The sequence below is a fragment of the Rahnella sp. AA genome (assembly GCF_002834385.1).
In the GTDB taxonomy this organism is placed as follows: domain Bacteria; phylum Pseudomonadota; class Gammaproteobacteria; order Enterobacterales; family Enterobacteriaceae; genus Rahnella.
This window is the reverse complement of the sequence record NZ_PITQ01000005.1, coordinates 403,229-423,235: the sequence shown is the minus strand read 5'-3', so window position 1 is coordinate 423,235 and position 20,007 is coordinate 403,229. Positions and strand designations below refer to the sequence as shown.

The following is a 20,007-nucleotide window of genomic DNA, read 5'->3' as shown; positions in this document are numbered from 1 at the left end:
CATCTTTAATGACCGCTCTTTAAAGCTGAAGAGCGGTCAATTCTTGCTTTCCCCACTTTTCTGGCTGTTTTATCATTTCTTAACCGGGCTGTTCCCGGCATATCGACTCTGTCTGAGGATTTCACTGTGCAAAAGAAACTGGACTCGCTGCTTGCTGCGGCAGGAATAGCGTTACCCGATCAGCAAAAACATCAACTGATTGGCTATGTCGAACTGTTGCATAAGTGGAACAAGGCTTACAACCTGACTTCTGTCCGTGACCCGATGCAGATGCTGGTGCGCCATATTATGGACAGCATTGTGGTGAATGAGCATTTGCAAGGCAGCCGTTTTATCGATGTGGGAACCGGGCCGGGCCTGCCGGGCATTCCGCTCGCCATTGTCCGCCCTGATTCACATTTCACGCTGCTGGACAGCCTGGGTAAGCGCGTACGCTTCCTGCGCCAGGTACAGCATGAACTGGGCCTGAAGAATATCGAACCTGTGCAAAGCCGCGTTGAAGAATTTGAGCCAGAACCCCCGTTTGACGGGGTGATTAGCCGTGCGTTTGCTTCACTGCAGGACATGTTGTCATGGTGTCACCATCTGCCACAGAAAGGGCAGGGGCGCTTTTATGCATTAAAAGGAGTGTGCCCTGATGATGAACTTGCTGTCTTGCCGGAAGGCATAGCGCTGGAAAGTGTCATTAAATTGCAAGTACCTGAACTTGACGGCGAGCGTCATCTGATAATTCTTAACTCCAACTAAAGTTGCGTTTTATCAAAAAATATTTAAAAAACGTATGTGTTATCTAAGTTAAAATGAGCAGGCTAATTAAATAGGCTGAGATGACAGTCAATTACTGCTTTTTTACAGACTGATAGCATTTCTGAGACGTTTTTATTTTAATCCTAAGTGTAATAGTCACTTTTGAAATTGAACGAGCATCAACCTGCTGATATTCAACTTGTAATGAAAATGTTGTTATTTGTTGGGTTGTTGTATCAATAAATCGTGGCTATTTTTAAATAAGTTTGTTTAACGAACAGTGAATTATTAACAATTTGATTTATATGAATTTTAAAAGGCCTGATTAGCTAAAGACATCTAAACTGTACTGGGTATATAAGATGGTCTGCATTAATTGTGTGATCCAGTGCACGCTTCTTTGTCGGGTGATGAAATAACCGGAGTGAAGTAAAAAGGGCAAATTCAGCTATAGTTTGGTTGTCAAAATAGTGATGAAGAGGAAAATTTAAATAATTGTTCACCTTTTCGCTACTTATCCATTGAATTCGTTCCTGTGCCCCGTATAATTTGCTCGGTTTTTGCTGCTTGACTCAAAACAGTAAAGGCAGTGATATACGGCCTTCAGCATACCTCCAGCTAGGTACTTGATACGGAGAGAACAAACGTCATGTCTGTATCCGGTATTTTACACAGTACCCATGGTGTGAAGGTTGCCAGAAAGCTGTTGATACTGCAGTTATTGACCTTTGTTCTGCTCAGTGCTGTGTTTGGCTTTAAAAGTCTGGAATGGACCACTTCGGCCCTTATGGGTGGTTTGGCCGCTTGGGTGCCAAATGTGCTGTTTATGCTGTTTGCATGGCGCCACCAGGCGCAAACAACGGTCTCTGGACGAGTTGCCTGGTCCTTTGCTATCGGGGAAGCGCTGAAGGTTCTGGTCACGGTGATCTTAATGATTGTCGCACTTGGCCTGTTTAAGGCGGCTTTTGCTCCGTTGGGGTTGGCCTATTTATCGGTGTTGATGACTCAGATTTTGGCACCGGCCGTCATTAACAGTTACCGTACTTAACTACTAAAGGGTAAGAGGCATCATGTCTGCATCAGGAGAAATCTCTACTCCACAAGAGTATATCGGTCACCATCTGACTCAGCTTCAGATTGGGACGGGATTCTGGTCGATTAACATCGATTCGATGTTTTTCTCCGTGTTCCTCGGAGTACTCTTTCTGGTTATTTTCCATCGCGTAGCCAAAAACGCCACCAGCGGTGTCCCAGGTAAACTGCAAACTGCAGTTGAACTGGTCGTTGGTTTCGTCGACAGCAGCGTGCGTGACATGTATCACGGCAAAAGCAAAGTGATTGCACCTCTCGCGCTGACTGTGTTCGTCTGGGTGTTTATGATGAACCTGATGGATTTGCTGCCAATCGATTTGCTGCCGTACATCGGTGAACACATCCTTGGTCTGCCAGCGTTGCGTGTGGTTCCTACGGCTGACGTGAACATCACGTTATCCATGGCACTTGGCGTATTCATTCTGATTCTTTTCTATAGCATTAAGATGAAAGGCTTTGGCGGTTTCATTAAAGAACTGACAATGCAGCCATTCAATCATCCGGTTTTCATTCCGATTAACCTGATTCTTGAAGGTGTCAGCCTGCTGTCTAAACCAGTTTCACTGGGTCTGCGACTGTTTGGCAATATGTATGCGGGTGAGTTGATCTTCATCCTTATTGCTGGCCTGTTGCCGTGGTGGTCACAGTGGATCCTGAATGTGCCTTGGGCCATTTTCCACATCCTGATCATTACGCTGCAAGCCTTTATTTTCATGGTTCTGACGATTGTCTATCTCTCGATGGCATCTGAAAAACACTGATTTTCTTTCAACACTACTGCGTTTTAACTGAAACAAACTGGAGACTGTCATGGAAAACCTGAGTATGGATCTGCTGTACATGGCTGCCGCTGTGATGATGGGCCTGGCGGCAATCGGTGCTGCAATCGGTATCGGCATCTTGGGTGGTAAATTCTTGGAAGGTGCTGCACGTCAGCCTGACCTGATCCCTCTGTTGCGTACACAGTTCTTTATCGTTATGGGTCTGGTCGATGCAATCCCAATGATTGCGGTTGGTCTGGGTCTGTACGTGATGTTTGCTGTCGCCTAACACTGAGTTCGCTCACTGTTAATCGAACTACATCAAATAATTCACTTTGAAAGAGGCATTGTGCTGTGAATCTTAACGCAACAATCCTCGGCCAGGCTATCGCGTTCGTCCTGTTTGTCTGGTTCTGCATGAAGTATGTATGGCCGCCAATTATGGCTGCCATCGAAAAACGTCAGAAAGAAATTTCTGAAGGTTTGTCTTCCGCAGAACGTGCCAAAAAAGAGCTGGACTTAGCGCAAGCCGATGCGACCGACCAACTGAAGAAAGCCAAAGCTGAAGCTCAGGTAATCATCGATCAGGCGAATAAGCGTAAAGCTCAGATCGTCGACGAAGCAAAAGCCGAAGCCGAGCAGGAACGTAACAAGATCGTGACGCAAGCCAAGGCAGAGATCGACGCCGAACGCCAACGCGCCCGTGAAGAGTTGCGTAAACAAGTCGGGATTTTGGCCATTGCTGGCGCCGAGAAGATCATCGAACGTTCCGTGGATGAAGCTGCTAACAGCGACATCGTTGATAAACTGGTCGCTGAACTGTAAGGAGGGAGGGGCTGATGTCTGAATTTGTAACTGTAGCTCGCCCCTACGCCAAAGCAGCTTTTGACTTTGCCGTTGAGCACCAAAGCTTAGACCGCTGGCAGTCCATGTTAGCGTTCACGGCTGAAGTCACGCGCAATGAACAGATTGAAGAACTGCTTTCCGGTGCTAGCGCGCCAGAAACTTTGTCTAAAACGTTTATTGCCGTATGTGGTGAACAACTCGACGACGCAGGCCAGAACCTGATTAAGGTAATGGCTGAAAATGGACGTTTACGCGTTCTTCCGGAAGTGCTGGAGCAGTTTATTGAGCTGCGCGCCTCTCTCGAGGCTGTTGCTGAAGTTGAAGTAACCTCAGCCAATCCACTTTCGGAAGAACAGCAGGCAAAAATTGCTGCTGCGATGGAAAAACGTCTGTCTCGCAAAGTTAAGCTGAATTGCAAAATTGACAAGTCTGTTCTTGCCGGTGTCATTATCCGTGCAGGTGATATGGTGATTGATGGCAGCGTTCGCAGTCGTCTTGAACGCCTGGCAGACGTCTTGCAGTCTTAAGGGGACTGGAGCATGCAACTGAATTCCACCGAAATCAGCGAACTGATCAAGCAGCGCATTGCTCAGTTCAATGTGGTGAGCGAAGCTCACAATGAAGGTACTATCGTTTCCGTCAGTGACGGGATCATCCGCGTGCACGGCTTAGCCGATGTCATGCAAGGCGAAATGATTGCGCTGCCGGGTAACCGCTACGCTATCGCCCTGAACCTGGAGCGCGACTCTGTAGGTGCCGTTGTAATGGGCCCTTACGCTGACCTCGCCGAAGGTATGAAAGTAAAATGTACTGGCCGTATCCTGGAAGTTCCCGTTGGCCGTGGCCTGTTGGGCCGCGTTGTTAACACCCTGGGTGCGCCAATTGACGGTAAAGGTCCGGTAGAGCACGACGGCTTCTCCGCTGTTGAAGCAATCGCACCTGGCGTTATCGAACGTCAATCCGTAGACCAGCCTGTGCAGACAGGTTATAAGTCCGTTGACGCCATGATCCCAATTGGTCGTGGTCAGCGTGAACTGGTCATCGGTGACCGTCAAACCGGTAAAACTGCTCTGGCTATTGATGCGATCATCAACCAGCGCGATTCCGGCATCAAATGTATCTATGTGGCTATCGGCCAGAAAGCGTCCACCATTTCTAACGTGGTACGTAAACTGGAAGAGCACGGCGCACTGGAAAACACCATCGTTGTTGTTGCAACTGCATCAGAATCTGCTGCACTGCAATACCTGGCGCCGTACTCCGGTTGCGCAATGGGTGAATACTTCCGTGACCGCGGTGAAGACGCACTGATCGTTTATGATGACCTGTCTAAACAGGCTGTTGCTTACCGTCAGATTTCCCTGCTGCTTCGTCGTCCACCAGGCCGTGAAGCTTACCCAGGCGACGTTTTCTATCTCCACTCCCGTCTGCTGGAACGTGCTGCGCGTGTAAACGCCGATTACGTTGAAGCATTCACCAAGGGTGAAGTGAAAGGCAAAACCGGTTCCCTGACTGCGCTTCCAATCATCGAAACGCAAGCGGGCGACGTTTCCGCGTTCGTTCCGACCAACGTAATCTCGATTACCGATGGTCAGATCTTCCTGGAATCAAACCTGTTCAACGCCGGTATTCGTCCTGCGGTTAACCCGGGTATTTCGGTATCCCGTGTTGGTGGTGCTGCTCAGACTAAGATCATGAAGAAACTGTCCGGTGGTATTCGTACCGCTCTGGCACAGTACCGTGAACTGGCTGCGTTCTCGCAGTTCGCATCTGATCTGGATGAGGCAACCCGTAAACAGCTGAATCACGGTCAGAAAGTGACTGAGTTGCTGAAACAGAAACAATACGCTCCGATGTCCATCGTTGCGCAGTCTCTGATCATCTTCGCAGCAGAACGTGGTTACCTGGAAGACGTTGAGTTGTCCAAAGTCGGTAGCTTCGAAGCGGCACTGTTGGCTTATGCTGACCGTGAGCACGGCGAGCTTCTGCAGCAAATCAACCAAACTGGTGCGTATAACGATGAGATCGAGGGTAAATTTAAAAATATCCTTGATACCTTCAAAGCAACCCAGTCCTGGTAATACTAAACGGCTCTGCTGCCCTGCTTTTAGCAGATAAGCAGCAGGCCGTTTGGTCATGAGGAGAAGCAGAGATGGCCGGCGGAAAAGAGATACGTAGTAAGATCGGCAGCGTGCAAAACACGCAAAAGATCACTAAAGCGATGGAAATGGTCGCCGCCTCCAAAATGCGTAAAACGCAGGATCGCATGGCGGCCAGCCGTCCTTATGCAGAAACCATTCGCGAAGTGATTGGTCACCTCGCGCTCGGGAATCTGGAATACAAGCACCCTTACCTCGATGAGCGTGAAGTTAAACGCGTCGGGTATCTGGTGGTGTCTACCGACCGTGGTCTTTGTGGTGGTCTGAACATTAACCTGTTCAAAAAACTGCTGACAGAGATGAAAGACTGGTCCGCAAAAGGCGTTGAGGTTGACTTAGCCCTGATCGGTTCCAAAGCGGCCTCTTTCTTCGGATCCGTTGGGGGCAACGTTGTTGCTCAGGTGACTGGCATGGGGGATAACCCTTCCCTGTCAGAGCTGATCGGACCGGTGAAAGTGATGTTGCAGGCTTTCGATGAAGGTCGTTTAGACAAGTTATGTGTTGTTAGCAATAAATTCGTCAATACCATGTCTCAGGAACCACGCATCGTACAGCTGTTGCCTCTGCCCCCGGCAGAAGATGGCGTACTGGCGAAAAAATCCTGGGATTACCTGTATGAGCCGGACCCGAAAGCACTGCTGGATACCCTCCTGCGTCGCTACGTGGAATCTCAGGTTTATCAGGGCGTCGTAGAAAACCTGGCCAGCGAACAGGCCGCGCGAATGGTAGCGATGAAAGCCGCAACCGATAACGGCGGCAGCCTGATCAAAGAGCTGCAGTTGGTATACAACAAAGCTCGTCAGGCCAGCATCACTCAGGAACTCACCGAGATCGTCGGGGGAGCCTCCGCGGTTTAAGCTAGGTTTACGAATTACGTAGAGGATTCAAGATGGCTACTGGAAAGATTATCCAGGTAATCGGCGCCGTGGTGGACGTCGAGTTCCCTCAGGATGCGGTACCGAACGTGTACCATGCTCTTGAGGTAGAAAACGGTACCTCCAAGCTGGTGCTGGAAGTTCAGCAACAGTTAGGCGGCGGCGTTGTTCGTTGTATCGCAATGGGTACATCAGATGGCTTGCGTCGCGGTCTGAAAGTGAACAACCTGGAACACCCAATTGAAGTTCCGGTGGGTGTTGCAACACTGGGTCGTATCATGAACGTATTGGGTGAACCAATCGACATGAAAGGTGAAATCGGCGAAGAAGAACGTCGTGCAATTCACCGTGCTGCGCCTTCTTATGAAGAGCTGGCAAACTCCCAGGAATTGCTGGAAACCGGTATCAAAGTTATGGACCTGATGTGTCCGTTCGCTAAGGGCGGTAAAGTCGGTCTGTTCGGTGGTGCGGGTGTAGGTAAAACTGTAAACATGATGGAGCTGATCCGTAACATCGCGATCGAGCACTCCGGTTATTCAGTGTTTGCAGGCGTGGGTGAACGTACTCGTGAGGGTAACGACTTCTACCACGAAATGACCGAATCCAACGTTATCGACAAAGTTTCCCTGGTCTATGGTCAGATGAATGAGCCACCAGGTAACCGTCTGCGCGTTGCACTGACCGGCCTGACCATGGCGGAGAAATTCCGTGATGAAGGTCGTGACGTACTGCTGTTTGTTGACAACATTTACCGTTACACCCTGGCCGGTACCGAAGTGTCCGCACTTCTGGGCCGTATGCCATCGGCGGTAGGTTATCAGCCAACGCTGGCGGAAGAGATGGGCGCTCTGCAAGAACGTATCACCTCGACCAAAAGTGGTTCTATCACCTCCGTACAGGCCGTTTACGTCCCTGCGGATGACTTGACTGACCCATCTCCAGCCACCACCTTTGCTCACTTAGATGCAACCGTGGTACTGAGCCGTCAGATCGCGTCTCTGGGTATCTACCCGGCGGTTGACCCACTGGATTCCACCAGCCGTCAGCTGGATCCACTGGTTGTTGGTCAGGAACACTATGATGTGGCTCGTGGCGTGCAGTCTATTCTGCAACGTTACAAGGAACTGAAAGACATCATCGCGATCCTGGGTATGGATGAGTTGTCAGAAGATGACAAACTGGCCGTATCCCGTGCGCGTAAGATCGAACGCTTCCTGTCTCAGCCATTCTTCGTGGCCGAAGTCTTCACCGGTTCTCCGGGCAAGTTCGTATCGCTGAAAGATACCATTCGTGGTTTCAAAGGCATTATGGACGGCGACTACGATCACCTGCCAGAGCAAGCGTTCTACATGGTCGGCACCATTGAAGAAGCAGTGGAAAAAGCCAAGAAACTGTAACGCTAGTTTGTTGTGAGAGAGGATGACATGGCTGAAAAAGCTTACCATCTGGATGTTGTTAGTGCGGAAAAACGTATGTTTGCCGGCATGGTACAGAAAATCCAGGTGACGGGTAGCGAAGGCGAACTGGGTATTTTCCCGGGGCATGCTCCGCTGCTCACCGCCATCAAGCCTGGCATGGTGCGCATTGTTAAAGAACACGGTGAAGAAGAGTATATCTATCTTTCCGGTGGCATCCTTGAGGTGCAGCCGAATGCAACGACCGTGTTGGCTGATACTGCAATCCGTGGGCAAGACCTCGACGAAGCGCGCGCGCTTGAAGCTAAGCGCAAAGCGGAAGAACACATTAGTGGTTCTCACGGCGACGTTGATTACGCTCAGGCATCAGCGGAACTGGCTAAGGCGATCGCGAAACTTCGCGTTATCGAACTGACCAGAAAAGCGATGTAACAACATCAGTGAGAAAAGCGACCTTCGGGTCGCTTTTTTTTTACCTTTAAAAAAGGTGGTTTTCAGCCTATTTCCCAAGGCTTATTTGGGCTTTTGGTGGAATACTTGCAGGATTAGTGGACACTTTGCCCTCAGTTTTTTTGTTATAGTCTATATCGTGTTCAACCCTTGCCGGCTGCGGCTTACAGGCGGTTTTTGACGCGAAATATGTAGTAATTCGTTCACATAACGGGTTATTTTTATCACTCAAATTGGATTTGTCAGGTTACCTATGTCAAACAGCGCACTGAGTGTGGTGATCCTTGCCGCGGGCAAGGGAACACGCATGTATTCCAACCTTCCTAAAGTTCTTCATTCATTGGCGGGCAAGCCAATGGTTCAACACGTCATTGATGCGGCCACGCAAGTGGGTGCCAGAAACGTGCATCTGGTCTATGGCCACGGTGGCGATTTACTGAAGAAAACGCTGGCTGGCAGTGAACTGAACTGGGTATTACAGGCTGAACAGCTGGGTACCGGACATGCAATGCAACAGGCTGCGCCTTTCTTTGCGGATGACGAAGATGTTCTGATGCTTTATGGCGATGTCCCGCTGATTTCGGTCGAAACGCTGAATAATTTGCTGAAAGCCAAACCTGACGGCGGTATCGGCTTGCTCACCGTCGTGCTGGATAATCCAACCGGCTATGGCCGCATCATGCGCGAAAATGGCATTGTGACCGGCATCGTTGAGCAGAAAGATGCGAATGCAGAGCAGCTAAAAATTAAAGAAATTAACACCGGTATTCTGGTTGCCAACGGCGCGTCATTCAAACGCTGGCTCGGTCAGCTGAACAACAATAATGCGCAGGGCGAGTATTACATTACCGATATCATCGCGATGGCACATGCGGAAGGCAATCTGATCGCCACAGTTCATCCTGCGCGCGAAAGCGAAGTGGATGGCGTGAATAACCGCCTGCAACTTTCCCGCCTTGAGCGCGTATATCAGACCGAGCAGGCGGAGCGCCTGCTTCTGGAAGGCGTGATGCTGATGGATCCGGCGCGCTTTGATCTCCGGGGCGAGTTGTCTCATGGGATTGATGTGGTGATCGACACCAACGTTATTATCGAAGGCCACGTAAAACTGGGCGATCGCGTGAAAATCGGCACGGGCTGCGTACTGAAAAACTGTGTGATCGGCGATGACTGCGAAGTCAGCCCTTACAGCGTATTCGAAGATGCGGTGCTGGAAAGCGGTTGTACAGTCGGACCTTTTGCCCGTCTGCGTCCGGGTGCCGAGCTGGCCGAAGGCGCTCATGTGGGTAACTTCGTCGAAATCAAAAAAGCGCGTCTGGGGAAAGGTTCGAAAGCGGGCCATCTTTCTTATCTTGGCGATGCTGAAATTGGCGATAACGTGAATATTGGTGCCGGTACTATCACCTGCAACTATGACGGCGTGAACAAAAGCAAAACGATTATCGGCAACGATGTTTTCGTCGGGTCTGATACGCAGCTAATTGCGCCCGTCACCGTGGGTAATAATGTCACCATCGCTGCCGGGACGACCGTAACGCGCGATGTGCCGGATAATGGTTTGCTGCTGAGCCGTGTTCCGCAAGTGCATAAGCCGGACTGGCAGAAACCGGTGAAGAAAAAATAGGCTATTCTGAAACTTAGTGCGTCAGGCGCAGAAATTTGCGCCTGATTTCTTTCTGCCACTTTGTGTTTTGGTCTGCGTTTTTTCCGAACGCAGACCAAAACATAATAACCCCAACTCTCTACAAGGCTCGGGGAGCCACACGTACACCGGAAAACGGGGCGTGTGGATAAATCAGGTCAGGCATCAAAAAAGGTCCCGAAAGACCTTCAATAGGAATAAAACTGATGTGTGGAATTGTAGGCGCGGTAGCGCAACGCGATATTGCTGAAATTCTGTTAGAAGGTTTACGCCGTCTGGAATACCGCGGTTATGACTCAGCGGGTCTGGCTGTGATTGATGCAGACGGGAAAATGGGGCGCCTGCGTCGTCTGGGGAAAGTCCAGATGCTGGCAGATGCTCTGGATGAACATCCCTTGCACGGCGGTACTGGTATTGCACATACCCGCTGGGCAACGCACGGTGAACCTTCGGAAGCCAATGCACACCCGCATGTATCTGATTACATTGCGGTAGTGCATAACGGCATTATCGAAAACCACGAACCTCTGCGTGAATTACTGATTGAACGCGGTTATCGTTTTGATTCCGAAACGGACACCGAAGTGATCGCGCATCTGGTGCATTGGGAACAACTTCAGGGCGGTACGTTGCTGGAAGTCGTTCAGCGCGTGATCCCTCAACTGCGTGGCGCTTACGGCACTGTGGTGATGGACCGACGTGATCCGTCCGTTCTGGTCGCCGCCCGTTCCGGCAGTCCGCTGGTCATTGGTCGTGGCGTAGGTGAAAACTTTATTGCTTCCGATCAGCTGGCGCTGTTGCCCGTCACCCGCCGCTTCCTGTTCCTGGAAGAAGGCGATGTGGCCGAGGTTAAACGCCGCTCCGTCAGCGTATATGACAAAAAAGGTCATGCGGTTGAACGCGCAGAAATCGAATCTAAAGTGCAGTACGACGCCGGTGATAAAGGCGTTTACCGTCACTACATGCAAAAAGAAATCTACGAACAGCCACTGGCGATTAAAAACACGCTGGAAGGGCGTTTCAGTCACGGCGAAGTGAATCTGAGCGAACTGGGCGAAAAGGCGGATGATATCCTGTCCCGCGTTCAGCATGTTCAGATCATTGCCTGCGGCACGTCATACAACTCCGGTATGGTGGCGCGTTACTGGTTCGAATCACTGGCCGGTATGCCGTGCGATGTCGAGATTGCGTCGGAATTCCGCTATCGCAAATCTGCCGTTCGTCCTGGCAGCCTGATCATCACCCTGTCTCAGTCCGGTGAAACCGCCGATACGCTGGCTGCACTACGCCTGTCCAAAGAGCTCGGCTATCTCGGTTCTCTGGCCGTGTGTAACGTTGCCGGTTCTTCGCTGGTGCGTGAATCCGATCTGGCGCTGATGACCAAAGCGGGCACCGAAATTGGCGTGGCGTCGACCAAAGCGTTCACCACCCAACTGACCGTTCTGCTGATGCTGGTGGCGCGTATGGGACGCCTGAAAGGTATGGCACCGCAGGTTGAGCACGATATTGTTCACGCATTACAGGCGCTGCCTGCACGTATTGAACAGATGTTGTCGCTGGATAAAACCATCGAGTCTCTGGCAGAAGGCTTCTCTGACAAACATCATGCGCTGTTCCTCGGTCGTGGCGATCAATACCCGATCGCGATGGAAGGTGCGCTGAAGCTGAAAGAGATTTCCTACATTCATGCCGAGGCGTATGCGGCTGGTGAGCTCAAACACGGCCCGCTGGCGCTGATTGATGCAGATATGCCGGTGATCGTGGTGGCACCTAATAACGAACTGCTGGAAAAACTGAAGTCCAATATCGAAGAAGTGCGCGCCCGCGGCGGCCTGTTGTACGTCTTCGCCGATCAGGATGCCGGTTTCACCGACAGCGACGGTATGAAAATCATTCAGTTACCGCATGTCGAAGAAATCGTGGCACCGATTTTCTACACGGTTCCGTTACAGTTACTCTCTTACTATGTCGCGCTGATTAAAGGCACTGACGTAGACCAGCCCCGTAATCTGGCCAAATCAGTTACAGTAGAATAAGCCACGTTGGTTTTGATACAGATCTCGAAGCGCCTGTTGCGGGCGCTTTTTTATTTCAAAACTGCTACCCCCCGGTTTTCTATTTGTTAAGCTCCTGTCACGATTCTCCTCTCTCAGGCTTCGTTACCTGGCGCAGATAATGTATAGTCCGCGTTTTTCTAAAGGTACCCTGCTGAATGCTGACCAACCCCTCCATTCGTCTTAACAAATACATTAGCGAGAGCGGTATCTGTTCCCGCCGCGATGCCGATCGTTACATTGAACAAGGAAATGTCTTTATTAACGGCAAGCGTGCCGCGGTCGGTGCTCAGGTATTTGCCGGAGATGTCGTGAAAGTTAACGGTCAGGTGATTGAACCGCGCGATGAAGAGGATTTGGTGCTGATCGCGCTGAATAAGCCCGTTGGTATCATTACGACTATGGAAGAAGAGGAGCGGGATAACATCCGTGATTTCGTTAATCATAGCAAACGCGTCTTTCCTATCGGCCGTCTCGACAAAGATTCACAGGGGTTGATTTTACTGACCAATCACGGAGATCTGGTCAATAAAATCCTGCGAGCCGGTAACGATCACGAAAAAGAGTACGTGGTAACTGTTAATAAACCGATAACGGATGAGTTTATTCTCGGCCTGGGCGCTGGTGTGCCGATGCTGGGGACGGTGACTAAAAAGTGTAAGGTGAAGAGAGAAGCACCGATGGTGTTTCGTATCACGCTGGTACAGGGCTTAAATCGTCAGATTCGCCGCATGTGTAAGCACTTTGGTTACGAAGTGACGAAGCTTGAACGTGTTCGCATTATGAACATCAACCTGAAAGGATTACCGCTGGGTGAGTGGCGTGATTTGACGGATGATGAGCTGATCGAGCTATTTAAGCTGATTGAGAATTCCTCTTCTGAAGATAAACTGGCTAAAAAAACGCAATCTAAACCCGCTCAGGTAAAAAAAACGGGTGTCAGCCAGCCGAAAAAGAGCGACAAATCTGATGGTAACGCCGCTTCCCGCAAGCGTTTTGCCCAGCCTGGCCGGAAAAAGAAAGGGCGTTAAGTTCGCCCTGTTTTTATCAGTGGCTTTTGTTGCCTTTGGGAAGTGCGTTTTCCAGCGTCACCGGGATTTTCCCTGTCCCCATAAGAAACAATAACGTCATTACGGTCATCGACAATAAACCCGCGCGGGTAACCCGGGCCCGGGATTTTTGATAAACAGGGGTAAGTACCGCAAGGTCCTGAGGATTTGCTCCATTCGTCACTATCATCGCCTGAAATCCTGCATCACTGAGATAGGGGATGACCGTCATATTTTTAACTGCCTGAAAGGTTTGCGGGGTCATTCCTGGAACTTCTGACGTCAATTTTTTCATGCTGAAAGTCATGGCGGTCAGCATCACCATACTCACTAATGCCACGCCCAATGCCTGCCCGATATCACGAGCCGCAGCCTGTATTCCGCCTGATTGCTGAGCATCTCGCTCGGGCAAAGCGCTGGTGATCAGAAAAGGGGCACTGGCCGCCACTGTCCCCATGCTGGCACCAATCAGGCACAGCCCGGATGTGACGATCGAAATATCGAAATTCAGACCTTCAATGCCACATGTGGTCAGCATGGAACCCGCCACACCCAACAGCAAGCCTACCCGGCACTGGCGTCGTGGATTTCTTTTGCGAAAAATTAAAGGAATACCCATAGATGTGCTCGCCAGACAAACGGCGAAAGGGATGATCAGTAAACCCGTATGTATGGCATCCAACCCAGCCACAACTTGCACAAAACTGACCACAACGAAAATACCTGAGCTGTAAGCGAAAAAAATGTACATCGTCAGGTACAAGCCCGCACGAACCTGAGCCGTGCGCAAAAAAGATTGTGGGATCATCGCGCTGCCTGAATATTTCTCGCGATGCTTTTCCCAGCGCAACATCATAAGCAGCACCAGCAACCCGGCCACCACCAGTAACAGAGCAGGGCTAAAGCCATAAACGGTAAAGGGGGGATTAAAAGGCGTGATCATTCCCCAGGTTGATATCTGCAACATCCCAAATACCACTAAAAACAAACCCGCCGTTGAAAGGATAAAACCCGGTAAATCAAACCGGACGAGCCTCTGAGGTTTCTGTGGCGAAGGGATGAGTACCGAGCAGGCGAGTATGACTAATGCAAGGCCGCCCAGCGTGCCAAACGCCCAGCGCCAGCCCAGTAAATCGAGTAGTGAACCGCAGATAACCGGCCCCATAGCGAAAGAAAAACCGCTGGCAGCGCCAAGTGCCCCAAAAGCAATGGCCTGTTCGCGCCCATAAAAACTCCCGGTAATAATTCCGAACACTGCCGGGATCATCAGGCTGCCACCTATACCTGCCAGAATCCTTGCTGCACAGGTAAATACGGTGACTGATGGCGAAAATACGGCAGTGAGTTCTGCTAAAAAATAAATCAGGCAACCTGTGCGAAAAGTTCTGCGCCAGCCAAAAATTAATCCGAGCATTCCGCCTGCAATCATAAAAGTGCCTGAAATCAGCGGGTACATCGTATTCGCCGTGCTGATTTGCGCCATTGATGCGCCGAAATCCTGAATAAGTGCGCGGGTGGCGATGCTGAGAGTCACGTTATCCGCCGAAGCCAGAAACTGTGCGAGGCACAGAATCAGCAAAGGCCATCCCATAGCCTGCCGGTTATTTTTTAATTTCCAGTCCATCTTATTTTTCCTGATGACTTTATCTGCGTAAAAGCGTGCATCTGTTTTGCAAGATGCACGCTGAAAATATCAGAATAATAATCAATGGGTTATTACCATGACTGAAACATCACTGCTTCTTTTTGCGGCCTTCACATAATATTTCTGGCTGATTAACGTGAGTTTTGGTCGGTAAATTACGTGTACCTAATAAGAAGAGAGCTGTCATGACAGCAGTCGCAATCATTCCTGCCCGTGTCGCATTCAGCCTGGACGTTTGATACACCTGAGTCAGAGCTGGAACATCTTTTTGTGTGATCCCATGATCCAGCATCAGTTTTGAAAAGTTTGTATCACTCAGATACGGGATAACCGTTATCTGAGAAACTTTAGTTTGGGTATCTGCACTTAAAGACGAATCACTCCGCGCAGCACCCTGAACCCCCATGGTCACCGCTGTCAGCATCACCATGCCACAAACGGCAACACCTATCGCCTGGCCCACATTACGCGATGTCGCCTGAACCCCGCCAGATTGTTGTGCATCCCGTGCAGGTAACCCGCTGGTCACAATATAGCTGGAATACGCGGAGACAATCCCCATGCTGATCCCAATCAGACACATCCCTGCGGGTACGATCACAGAGAAGGTGGTAGGCCCAAAACCGAAAATACATAACACCGAGCCGAGTGTGCCAATCAGGAGTGCTGACTGACACATCCGTTTCGGATTGGCATTTTTCCACACCACTGGCAGGCCAAGAGAGAAAATCACTACCCCTAAAGCGAAAGGTAAAATCATCAAACCGGTTTGAATGCCGTTCAACCCGGCGACGACCTGCACAAAGCTGACGGTGACAAAAATTCCTGAGCCATATGCCAGGAAAATAAAGGCGGTGAGACAGAGGCCGTTACGAACCTGGGGGGTGGAAAGGAAAGACATTGGAATTAATGCACTCCCCACTGATGCTTCACGATGGCGCTCCCATTTGAGCATGACTGCCAGAACCACAAGTCCAAATACCACCAGGAAAGGCGCCGGACTTAAACCCAACACCGTGAAAGGCGCTGCAAAAGGCGTAAATAAACCCCAGCTGGAAACTTTCAGAAAGCCAAGAATGACGCTGAACAGTCCAATGACAGTCAGTACAACGCCTGGTAAATCGAATTTCACTTTTCGCTCAGGTTTTGCTGGTGTCGGGATAATAAATGAGCCAATGAAGATAACAATGCACAGGCATGCGATGGCCGCGAAAGCATACCGCCAGCCGAGCTGATCAACCAGCGTGCCGCAAATCAGTGGCCCGGCAGCAAATGAGACGCCACTGGCTGCACCGATTGCGCCAAAAGCGACGGCCTGATCGCGCCCTTTGAAATTACTGGCGATTAATCCAAGGACCGATGGGATCATAAAGCTGCCGCCAACACCGGAAAGCAGGCGGGCACCGTAAGTGAAAATTTGCATATTAGGTGAGAGGAATGCGGTCAGTTCAGCACAGAACAACAAGGTGCAGCCGATGCGGAAGGTTTTCTTCCAACCAACAATCAACCCTACCATACCCGCAGCGACCATCAGTGATCCCGCAGCCAGCGAGTACATGGCGTTGGCAATGTTGATTAAATCCATTGAAGCATGAAGATCTTTTACCAGCGCTCCGGTCGCAATACTCAATGTGGCGTTATCACCCGAAGTCGAAAGCTGGGCAAGGCAAAGCACCAGAAGTGGAAGCCATTTGGCCCATCCTGAGACTGAAATGGCCCTGTCAGAAGGCAGAGTGGCATGTGTTGCCATAAAAATTACCTCGTTAAAAAATGGGTAGCAGAAAGCCATCCGGCTGTTTCCAGCCAGATAAAACGGCGCGTTAAAAGGAAAACCCCTAACCGGGCAGGTCAGGGGTCAAAAGGTTTGCTATCGGGAAAGTGGTTGCACTTTTCCGCCCAGTACGGTGCCCCAGACCTGAATATCTTTCAGATGCATCGGCTCAACGGTAAGTGGGTTTTCTTCAAGGATGGTGAAATCAGCTAATTTGCCGCATTCGATACTGCCAATCAGATGATCGAGTTTCATTGTGTATGCGGCGCCCACGGTCATGGCGTGAAGCGCATCCTGCAGACTGATTTTTTCGTGCTCACCCAGCACGCGGCCTGAAGCAGTAACCCGGTTCACCGCACACCAGCCGGTGAATAAAGGGTTAATCGGTGTAATGCCGCAATCACTGTGGAAAGCGAAAGGAATACCATGACGAACGGCGCTGCCACAGCCATTCATTCGGTTGGCGCGTTCCGGACCCATGGTTTTACTGTAATGCTGGTCGCCCCAGTAATAGATATGGTTACTGAAGAAGTTGACGCACATGCCGAGTGTTTTAATGCGCTTGAACTGATCTTCACGCAGCATTTGTGCGTGCTGCATACCTGCCCGATGGTTTACTGCCGGAATGCGGTTCAGCGTCTTCTCTACGGCCTGAATGAAGGCTTCAGACGCTTCATCACCATTGCAATGGCAATGGACCTGGTAACCCCGCTTCATGATTTCATATACCTGCGTATCAATTTCAGCCGGCGTCGCATTCCAGGCACCATTATTGCCCGTTTTAAAATATCCCGGTGCCAGCATTCTGCCTGAACCACCCTGAATTGAACCATCGAGGAAGATTTTCATCGGGCCGAAGATCATCTTATCGTGGCCGTGTTTCATCACATCAGCGGCAAACTCTACGGCTTCAATAAACGGTTTTTTAACAAACGGAGGACCATAAGCCACCAGCAGGCGTATCGGGAAATCTTCTTCACGGGTCATGCGGATATAGTTAGCGGCCAGTTCAGGATTATCGAAATCAGTCAGGCCCATATCGGCGGCTGATGTGCAGCCTGCGCGAAACGCTTCCTGACCGAAATTACGAATGGCTTTTTCAGTGGTCAGCGCATCCCAAAAACCATACTTCTGCAACACGGGGCCCATCGCTGCGAACTCAACCAGTTCACCATGCAGAGAGCCATCCTCTTTTTTCAGTACGCCTTCGATCTGGCAGTCATCAAAAATGCCGCAGTCTGCCAGGGCCGCTGTATTGGCACCCATCAGATGGATACTCATATGGATCACTGCAACCGGACGCGTCGTTGAAACCTGATCCAGATGCTCACGGCCAAGCTTCTCGCTGCCGAAGTAGATGGGGTCTACGCCCCACGCAATCAGCGGGGCGTGCGGGTCCGTCATGGTTTTTTCGACGCTTTGCAAAGCTGCGACGACTTCTTCGAATGAGCGGCAGCCTTTCCAGATTTTACCGGTATAGTCCGGGCGGTCATAAAAGCCCACATAGGGGAATTGCCACATACCGCCGCCTGTCGTATGGGAATGCGCTTCAATCAGGCCCGGTACAATGATTTTATCTGCGAAGGTGTTATCAACGACATAATCGCCCCATTCTTTGAGTTCATCCAGTGAACCGACGCCCAGGATCTTTCCATCTTTTACCGCCACATGGCTGGCTTCCGGTAAGGAAGGGCACATGGTGATAATTTTTCTGGCTGAATAAATCACTGTTGCTTTAGCAGACATAATTAATCCTCGAAGAAATTGAATTTCCCTGGCATCGCAAAGTGCGTGGCGCAAGTACTGATGTGATGGGCGCTATCCTATTCCTGCTATTGGCGGTATAAAAGAGCCAAGATACTCACATATAAAGGTGCCAATTTGGCCGCATCGTTACCCTTCGAACTCACCGGATTAATGCTAAAACCTGGCCGGCAACTCTCCCTGCAGCTCTACAATGCGCTGCGTGAGTTGATTATAAGTAACCCCAGAAGTAGCGGGGCAAAACTCCCAGCAAGTCGGGAGCTGGCCGGAATGCTGGAGGTTTCCCGCAATACCGTGGTTAACGCCTATGAACGCTTGTTTGCGGAAGGTTTTATCGAAACGCGTATCGGAGATGGCACCTACGTTGCGCAGTTGCACGCCCTGTCAAAACCCATGCAACCGGGCGAGTCGTTTGGTATTGAGCCGCAACTACATCTCGGTTTTCGTCTGCCTGCCGCCTCTTTGTTTAACCAGCATCGTATTCATGAGGGGGCGCCAAAAGCTTTCCGTATCGGCATGCCGGCTATCGATCTTTTCCCTTTTGATGATTGGGCACGGCTGCAAAGCCGTTTCTGGCGCCGTGAACCCGTGGATCACATGGGGTATGGGCACCCTGCCGGTGAGCCGCAGCTCAGGGAATTGATTGCGCAATATTTGCGTCACGCGCGCGGACTAAAATGCGATCCCTCGCAAATAGTCATTACGCTGGGCGCGCAGCAGGCGATCATGATCTGCTCTGCCTTGTTATTACACCCCGAAGATGAGGTGGTGATCGAAAACCCGTGCTACTGGGCAGCGGCGGGGGCGTTTTCGTGCCTGGGTGTCAAAATGAACGGTATTGCCGTAGATAATGACGGATTGCAAACTTCTCAGTTGCAGCGGATCCCCAAAGCCCGGCTTGCCTATGTGAGCCCTTCATGCCAGTACCCAACGGGCGCAACACTTTCGATGGCGCGCAGACTGGAATTGTTAAAATGGGCAGAAGAGAAAAAGTCGTGGATTATTGAAGATGACTACGACGGTGAATACCGTTATAGCGGAACACCGCTGACGCCACTGGCAGCAATCGACCAGAGTAACCGGGTTTTATACATTGGTTCTTTTTCTAAGGTGATGTATCCGGGATTGCGTTTAGGCTATCTGGTCGCACCAAAGCAATTGGTCGATCAATTTCTGCTGATGCGTACTATGTCCACCCGACAGCCACCGATGAATGACCAGATGGCGATGGCACTGTTCCTCAGCGAAGGGCACTTTCAGAAACACAGCCGCCGTATGCGACGTGCTGCGTTGCTAAGGCGTGATGCTTTATTGCAGGCCTGGAACCAGCATCTTAGCCACATTGGAGAGATGCAGCAGGTTTCCTCGGGCTTACATGTCACCATTCGTTTAGCCAATTTCGTGACTGAACAGCGTTTGATTGCACAGGCGTTATCCGAGGGGATTGAAATCACTCCGCTGAGCGCCTCGTGGTTGCCCGGCAGTTCAGAGGCACAAACAGGGCGTTACGGACTGGTGTTGGGATTTGCCTGTGTGAAAGTCCCTGACATTTTAAGGGCTGTTGAAACGTTAAAATATGCCTGGGCGCAACGCTAGCGGGACATTACGCCATTCAATCTGCTATTTATGCCGTTATTGTTTGGATTGTGACCGGTGTCATAAAACTGTCATATAACCTACATTTTACTGTCACTAAACTGTCCTATTTTCCTCCTGTGCCAAACACTTTATAAATCT

General features: G+C 50.5%; 17 protein-coding genes. 14 read left to right on the top strand and 3 right to left on the bottom strand.

Annotated elements, in window-relative coordinates; translation table 11 throughout:
* Positions 1-126: 126 nt before the first annotated feature.
* From rsmG to rluF, 13 genes are all read left to right on the top strand, one after another.
* Entirely contained in the window at positions 127-747 is a 621-nt protein-coding gene (gene rsmG, locus CWS43_RS15130; protein WP_101077838.1) for a 16S rRNA (guanine(527)-N(7))-methyltransferase RsmG, read from the top strand.
* 649 nt (positions 748-1,396) lie between these two features.
* The gene (atpI, locus tag CWS43_RS15125; protein ID WP_101077837.1) at positions 1,397-1,795 is read left to right on the top strand and encodes a F0F1 ATP synthase subunit I; all 399 of its coding nucleotides are present in this window, start codon (positions 1,397-1,399) and stop codon (positions 1,793-1,795) included.
* Between the two features lie 22 nt (positions 1,796-1,817).
* The gene (gene atpB, locus CWS43_RS15120; RefSeq protein ID WP_101077836.1) at positions 1,818-2,600 is read left to right on the top strand and encodes a F0F1 ATP synthase subunit A; all 783 of its coding nucleotides are present in this window, start codon (positions 1,818-1,820) and stop codon (positions 2,598-2,600) included.
* Between the two features lie 49 nt (positions 2,601-2,649).
* Entirely contained in the window at positions 2,650-2,889 is a 240-nt protein-coding gene (gene atpE / locus CWS43_RS15115; protein ID WP_004093904.1) for a F0F1 ATP synthase subunit C, read from the top strand.
* A gap of 65 nt (positions 2,890-2,954) precedes the next feature.
* Positions 2,955-3,425 carry a F0F1 ATP synthase subunit B gene (gene atpF, locus CWS43_RS15110; RefSeq protein ID WP_095924051.1) on the top strand — a complete coding sequence of 157 codons (471 nt, stop codon included), beginning with the start codon at positions 2,955-2,957 and terminating at the stop codon, positions 3,423-3,425.
* Positions 3,426-3,439: 14 nt separating this feature from the next.
* Positions 3,440-3,973, top strand: coding sequence for a F0F1 ATP synthase subunit delta (gene atpH, locus CWS43_RS15105; protein ID WP_101077835.1), 534 nt, complete (start codon positions 3,440-3,442; stop codon positions 3,971-3,973).
* Positions 3,974-3,985: 12 nt separating this feature from the next.
* A complete protein-coding gene (atpA, locus tag CWS43_RS15100) occupies positions 3,986-5,527 on the top strand; it encodes a F0F1 ATP synthase subunit alpha (protein WP_101077834.1) in 1,542 nt (513 codons plus the stop codon).
* A gap of 71 nt (positions 5,528-5,598) precedes the next feature.
* Positions 5,599-6,462, top strand: a complete 864-nt coding sequence (gene atpG / locus CWS43_RS15095; protein ID WP_101077833.1) for a F0F1 ATP synthase subunit gamma — start codon at positions 5,599-5,601, stop codon at positions 6,460-6,462.
* A 32-nt stretch (positions 6,463-6,494) separates the two neighbouring features.
* Positions 6,495-7,877, top strand: a complete 1,383-nt coding sequence (atpD, locus tag CWS43_RS15090; protein WP_101077832.1) for a F0F1 ATP synthase subunit beta — start codon at positions 6,495-6,497, stop codon at positions 7,875-7,877.
* A 27-nt stretch (positions 7,878-7,904) separates the two neighbouring features.
* Entirely contained in the window at positions 7,905-8,327 is a 423-nt protein-coding gene (locus CWS43_RS15085) for a F0F1 ATP synthase subunit epsilon (protein ID WP_101077831.1), read from the top strand.
* A gap of 271 nt (positions 8,328-8,598) precedes the next feature.
* Positions 8,599-9,969, top strand: a complete 1,371-nt coding sequence (gene glmU / locus CWS43_RS15080) for a bifunctional UDP-N-acetylglucosamine diphosphorylase/glucosamine-1-phosphate N-acetyltransferase GlmU (protein WP_101077830.1) — start codon at positions 8,599-8,601, stop codon at positions 9,967-9,969.
* 224 nt (positions 9,970-10,193) lie between these two features.
* On the top strand, positions 10,194-12,023 hold the full coding sequence (gene glmS / locus CWS43_RS15075; RefSeq protein WP_101077829.1) for a glutamine--fructose-6-phosphate transaminase (isomerizing): 1,830 nt from the start codon (positions 10,194-10,196) through the stop codon (positions 12,021-12,023).
* Positions 12,024-12,199: 176 nt separating this feature from the next.
* Positions 12,200-13,072 (top strand): 23S rRNA pseudouridine(2604) synthase RluF, encoded by an 873-nt coding sequence (gene rluF / locus CWS43_RS15070; protein ID WP_101077828.1) that lies wholly within the window; start codon positions 12,200-12,202, stop codon positions 13,070-13,072.
* A 16-nt stretch (positions 13,073-13,088) separates the two neighbouring features.
* Here rluF and CWS43_RS15065 read toward each other — a convergent pair whose 3' ends face one another.
* The 3 genes from CWS43_RS15065 to CWS43_RS15055 all read right to left on the bottom strand — a co-directional run bounded on the left by CWS43_RS15065 (position 13,089) and on the right by CWS43_RS15055 (position 18,252).
* A complete protein-coding gene (locus CWS43_RS15065) occupies positions 13,089-14,714 on the bottom strand; it encodes an MFS transporter (RefSeq protein WP_232776986.1) in 1,626 nt (541 codons plus the stop codon).
* A 109-nt stretch (positions 14,715-14,823) separates the two neighbouring features.
* The gene (locus CWS43_RS15060) at positions 14,824-16,485 is read right to left on the bottom strand and encodes an MFS transporter (protein WP_101077867.1); all 1,662 of its coding nucleotides are present in this window, start codon (positions 16,483-16,485) and stop codon (positions 14,824-14,826) included.
* Positions 16,486-16,602: 117 nt separating this feature from the next.
* Positions 16,603-18,252 carry an amidohydrolase gene (locus CWS43_RS15055; protein WP_101077827.1) on the bottom strand — a complete coding sequence of 550 codons (1,650 nt, stop codon included), beginning with the start codon at positions 18,250-18,252 and terminating at the stop codon, positions 16,603-16,605.
* 171 nt (positions 18,253-18,423) lie between these two features.
* Here CWS43_RS15055 and CWS43_RS15050 point away from each other — a divergent pair, with 171 nt between their 5' ends.
* Positions 18,424-19,866, top strand: coding sequence for a PLP-dependent aminotransferase family protein (locus CWS43_RS15050; protein ID WP_232776989.1), 1,443 nt, complete (start codon positions 18,424-18,426; stop codon positions 19,864-19,866).
* Positions 19,867-20,007 lie beyond the last annotated feature (141 nt).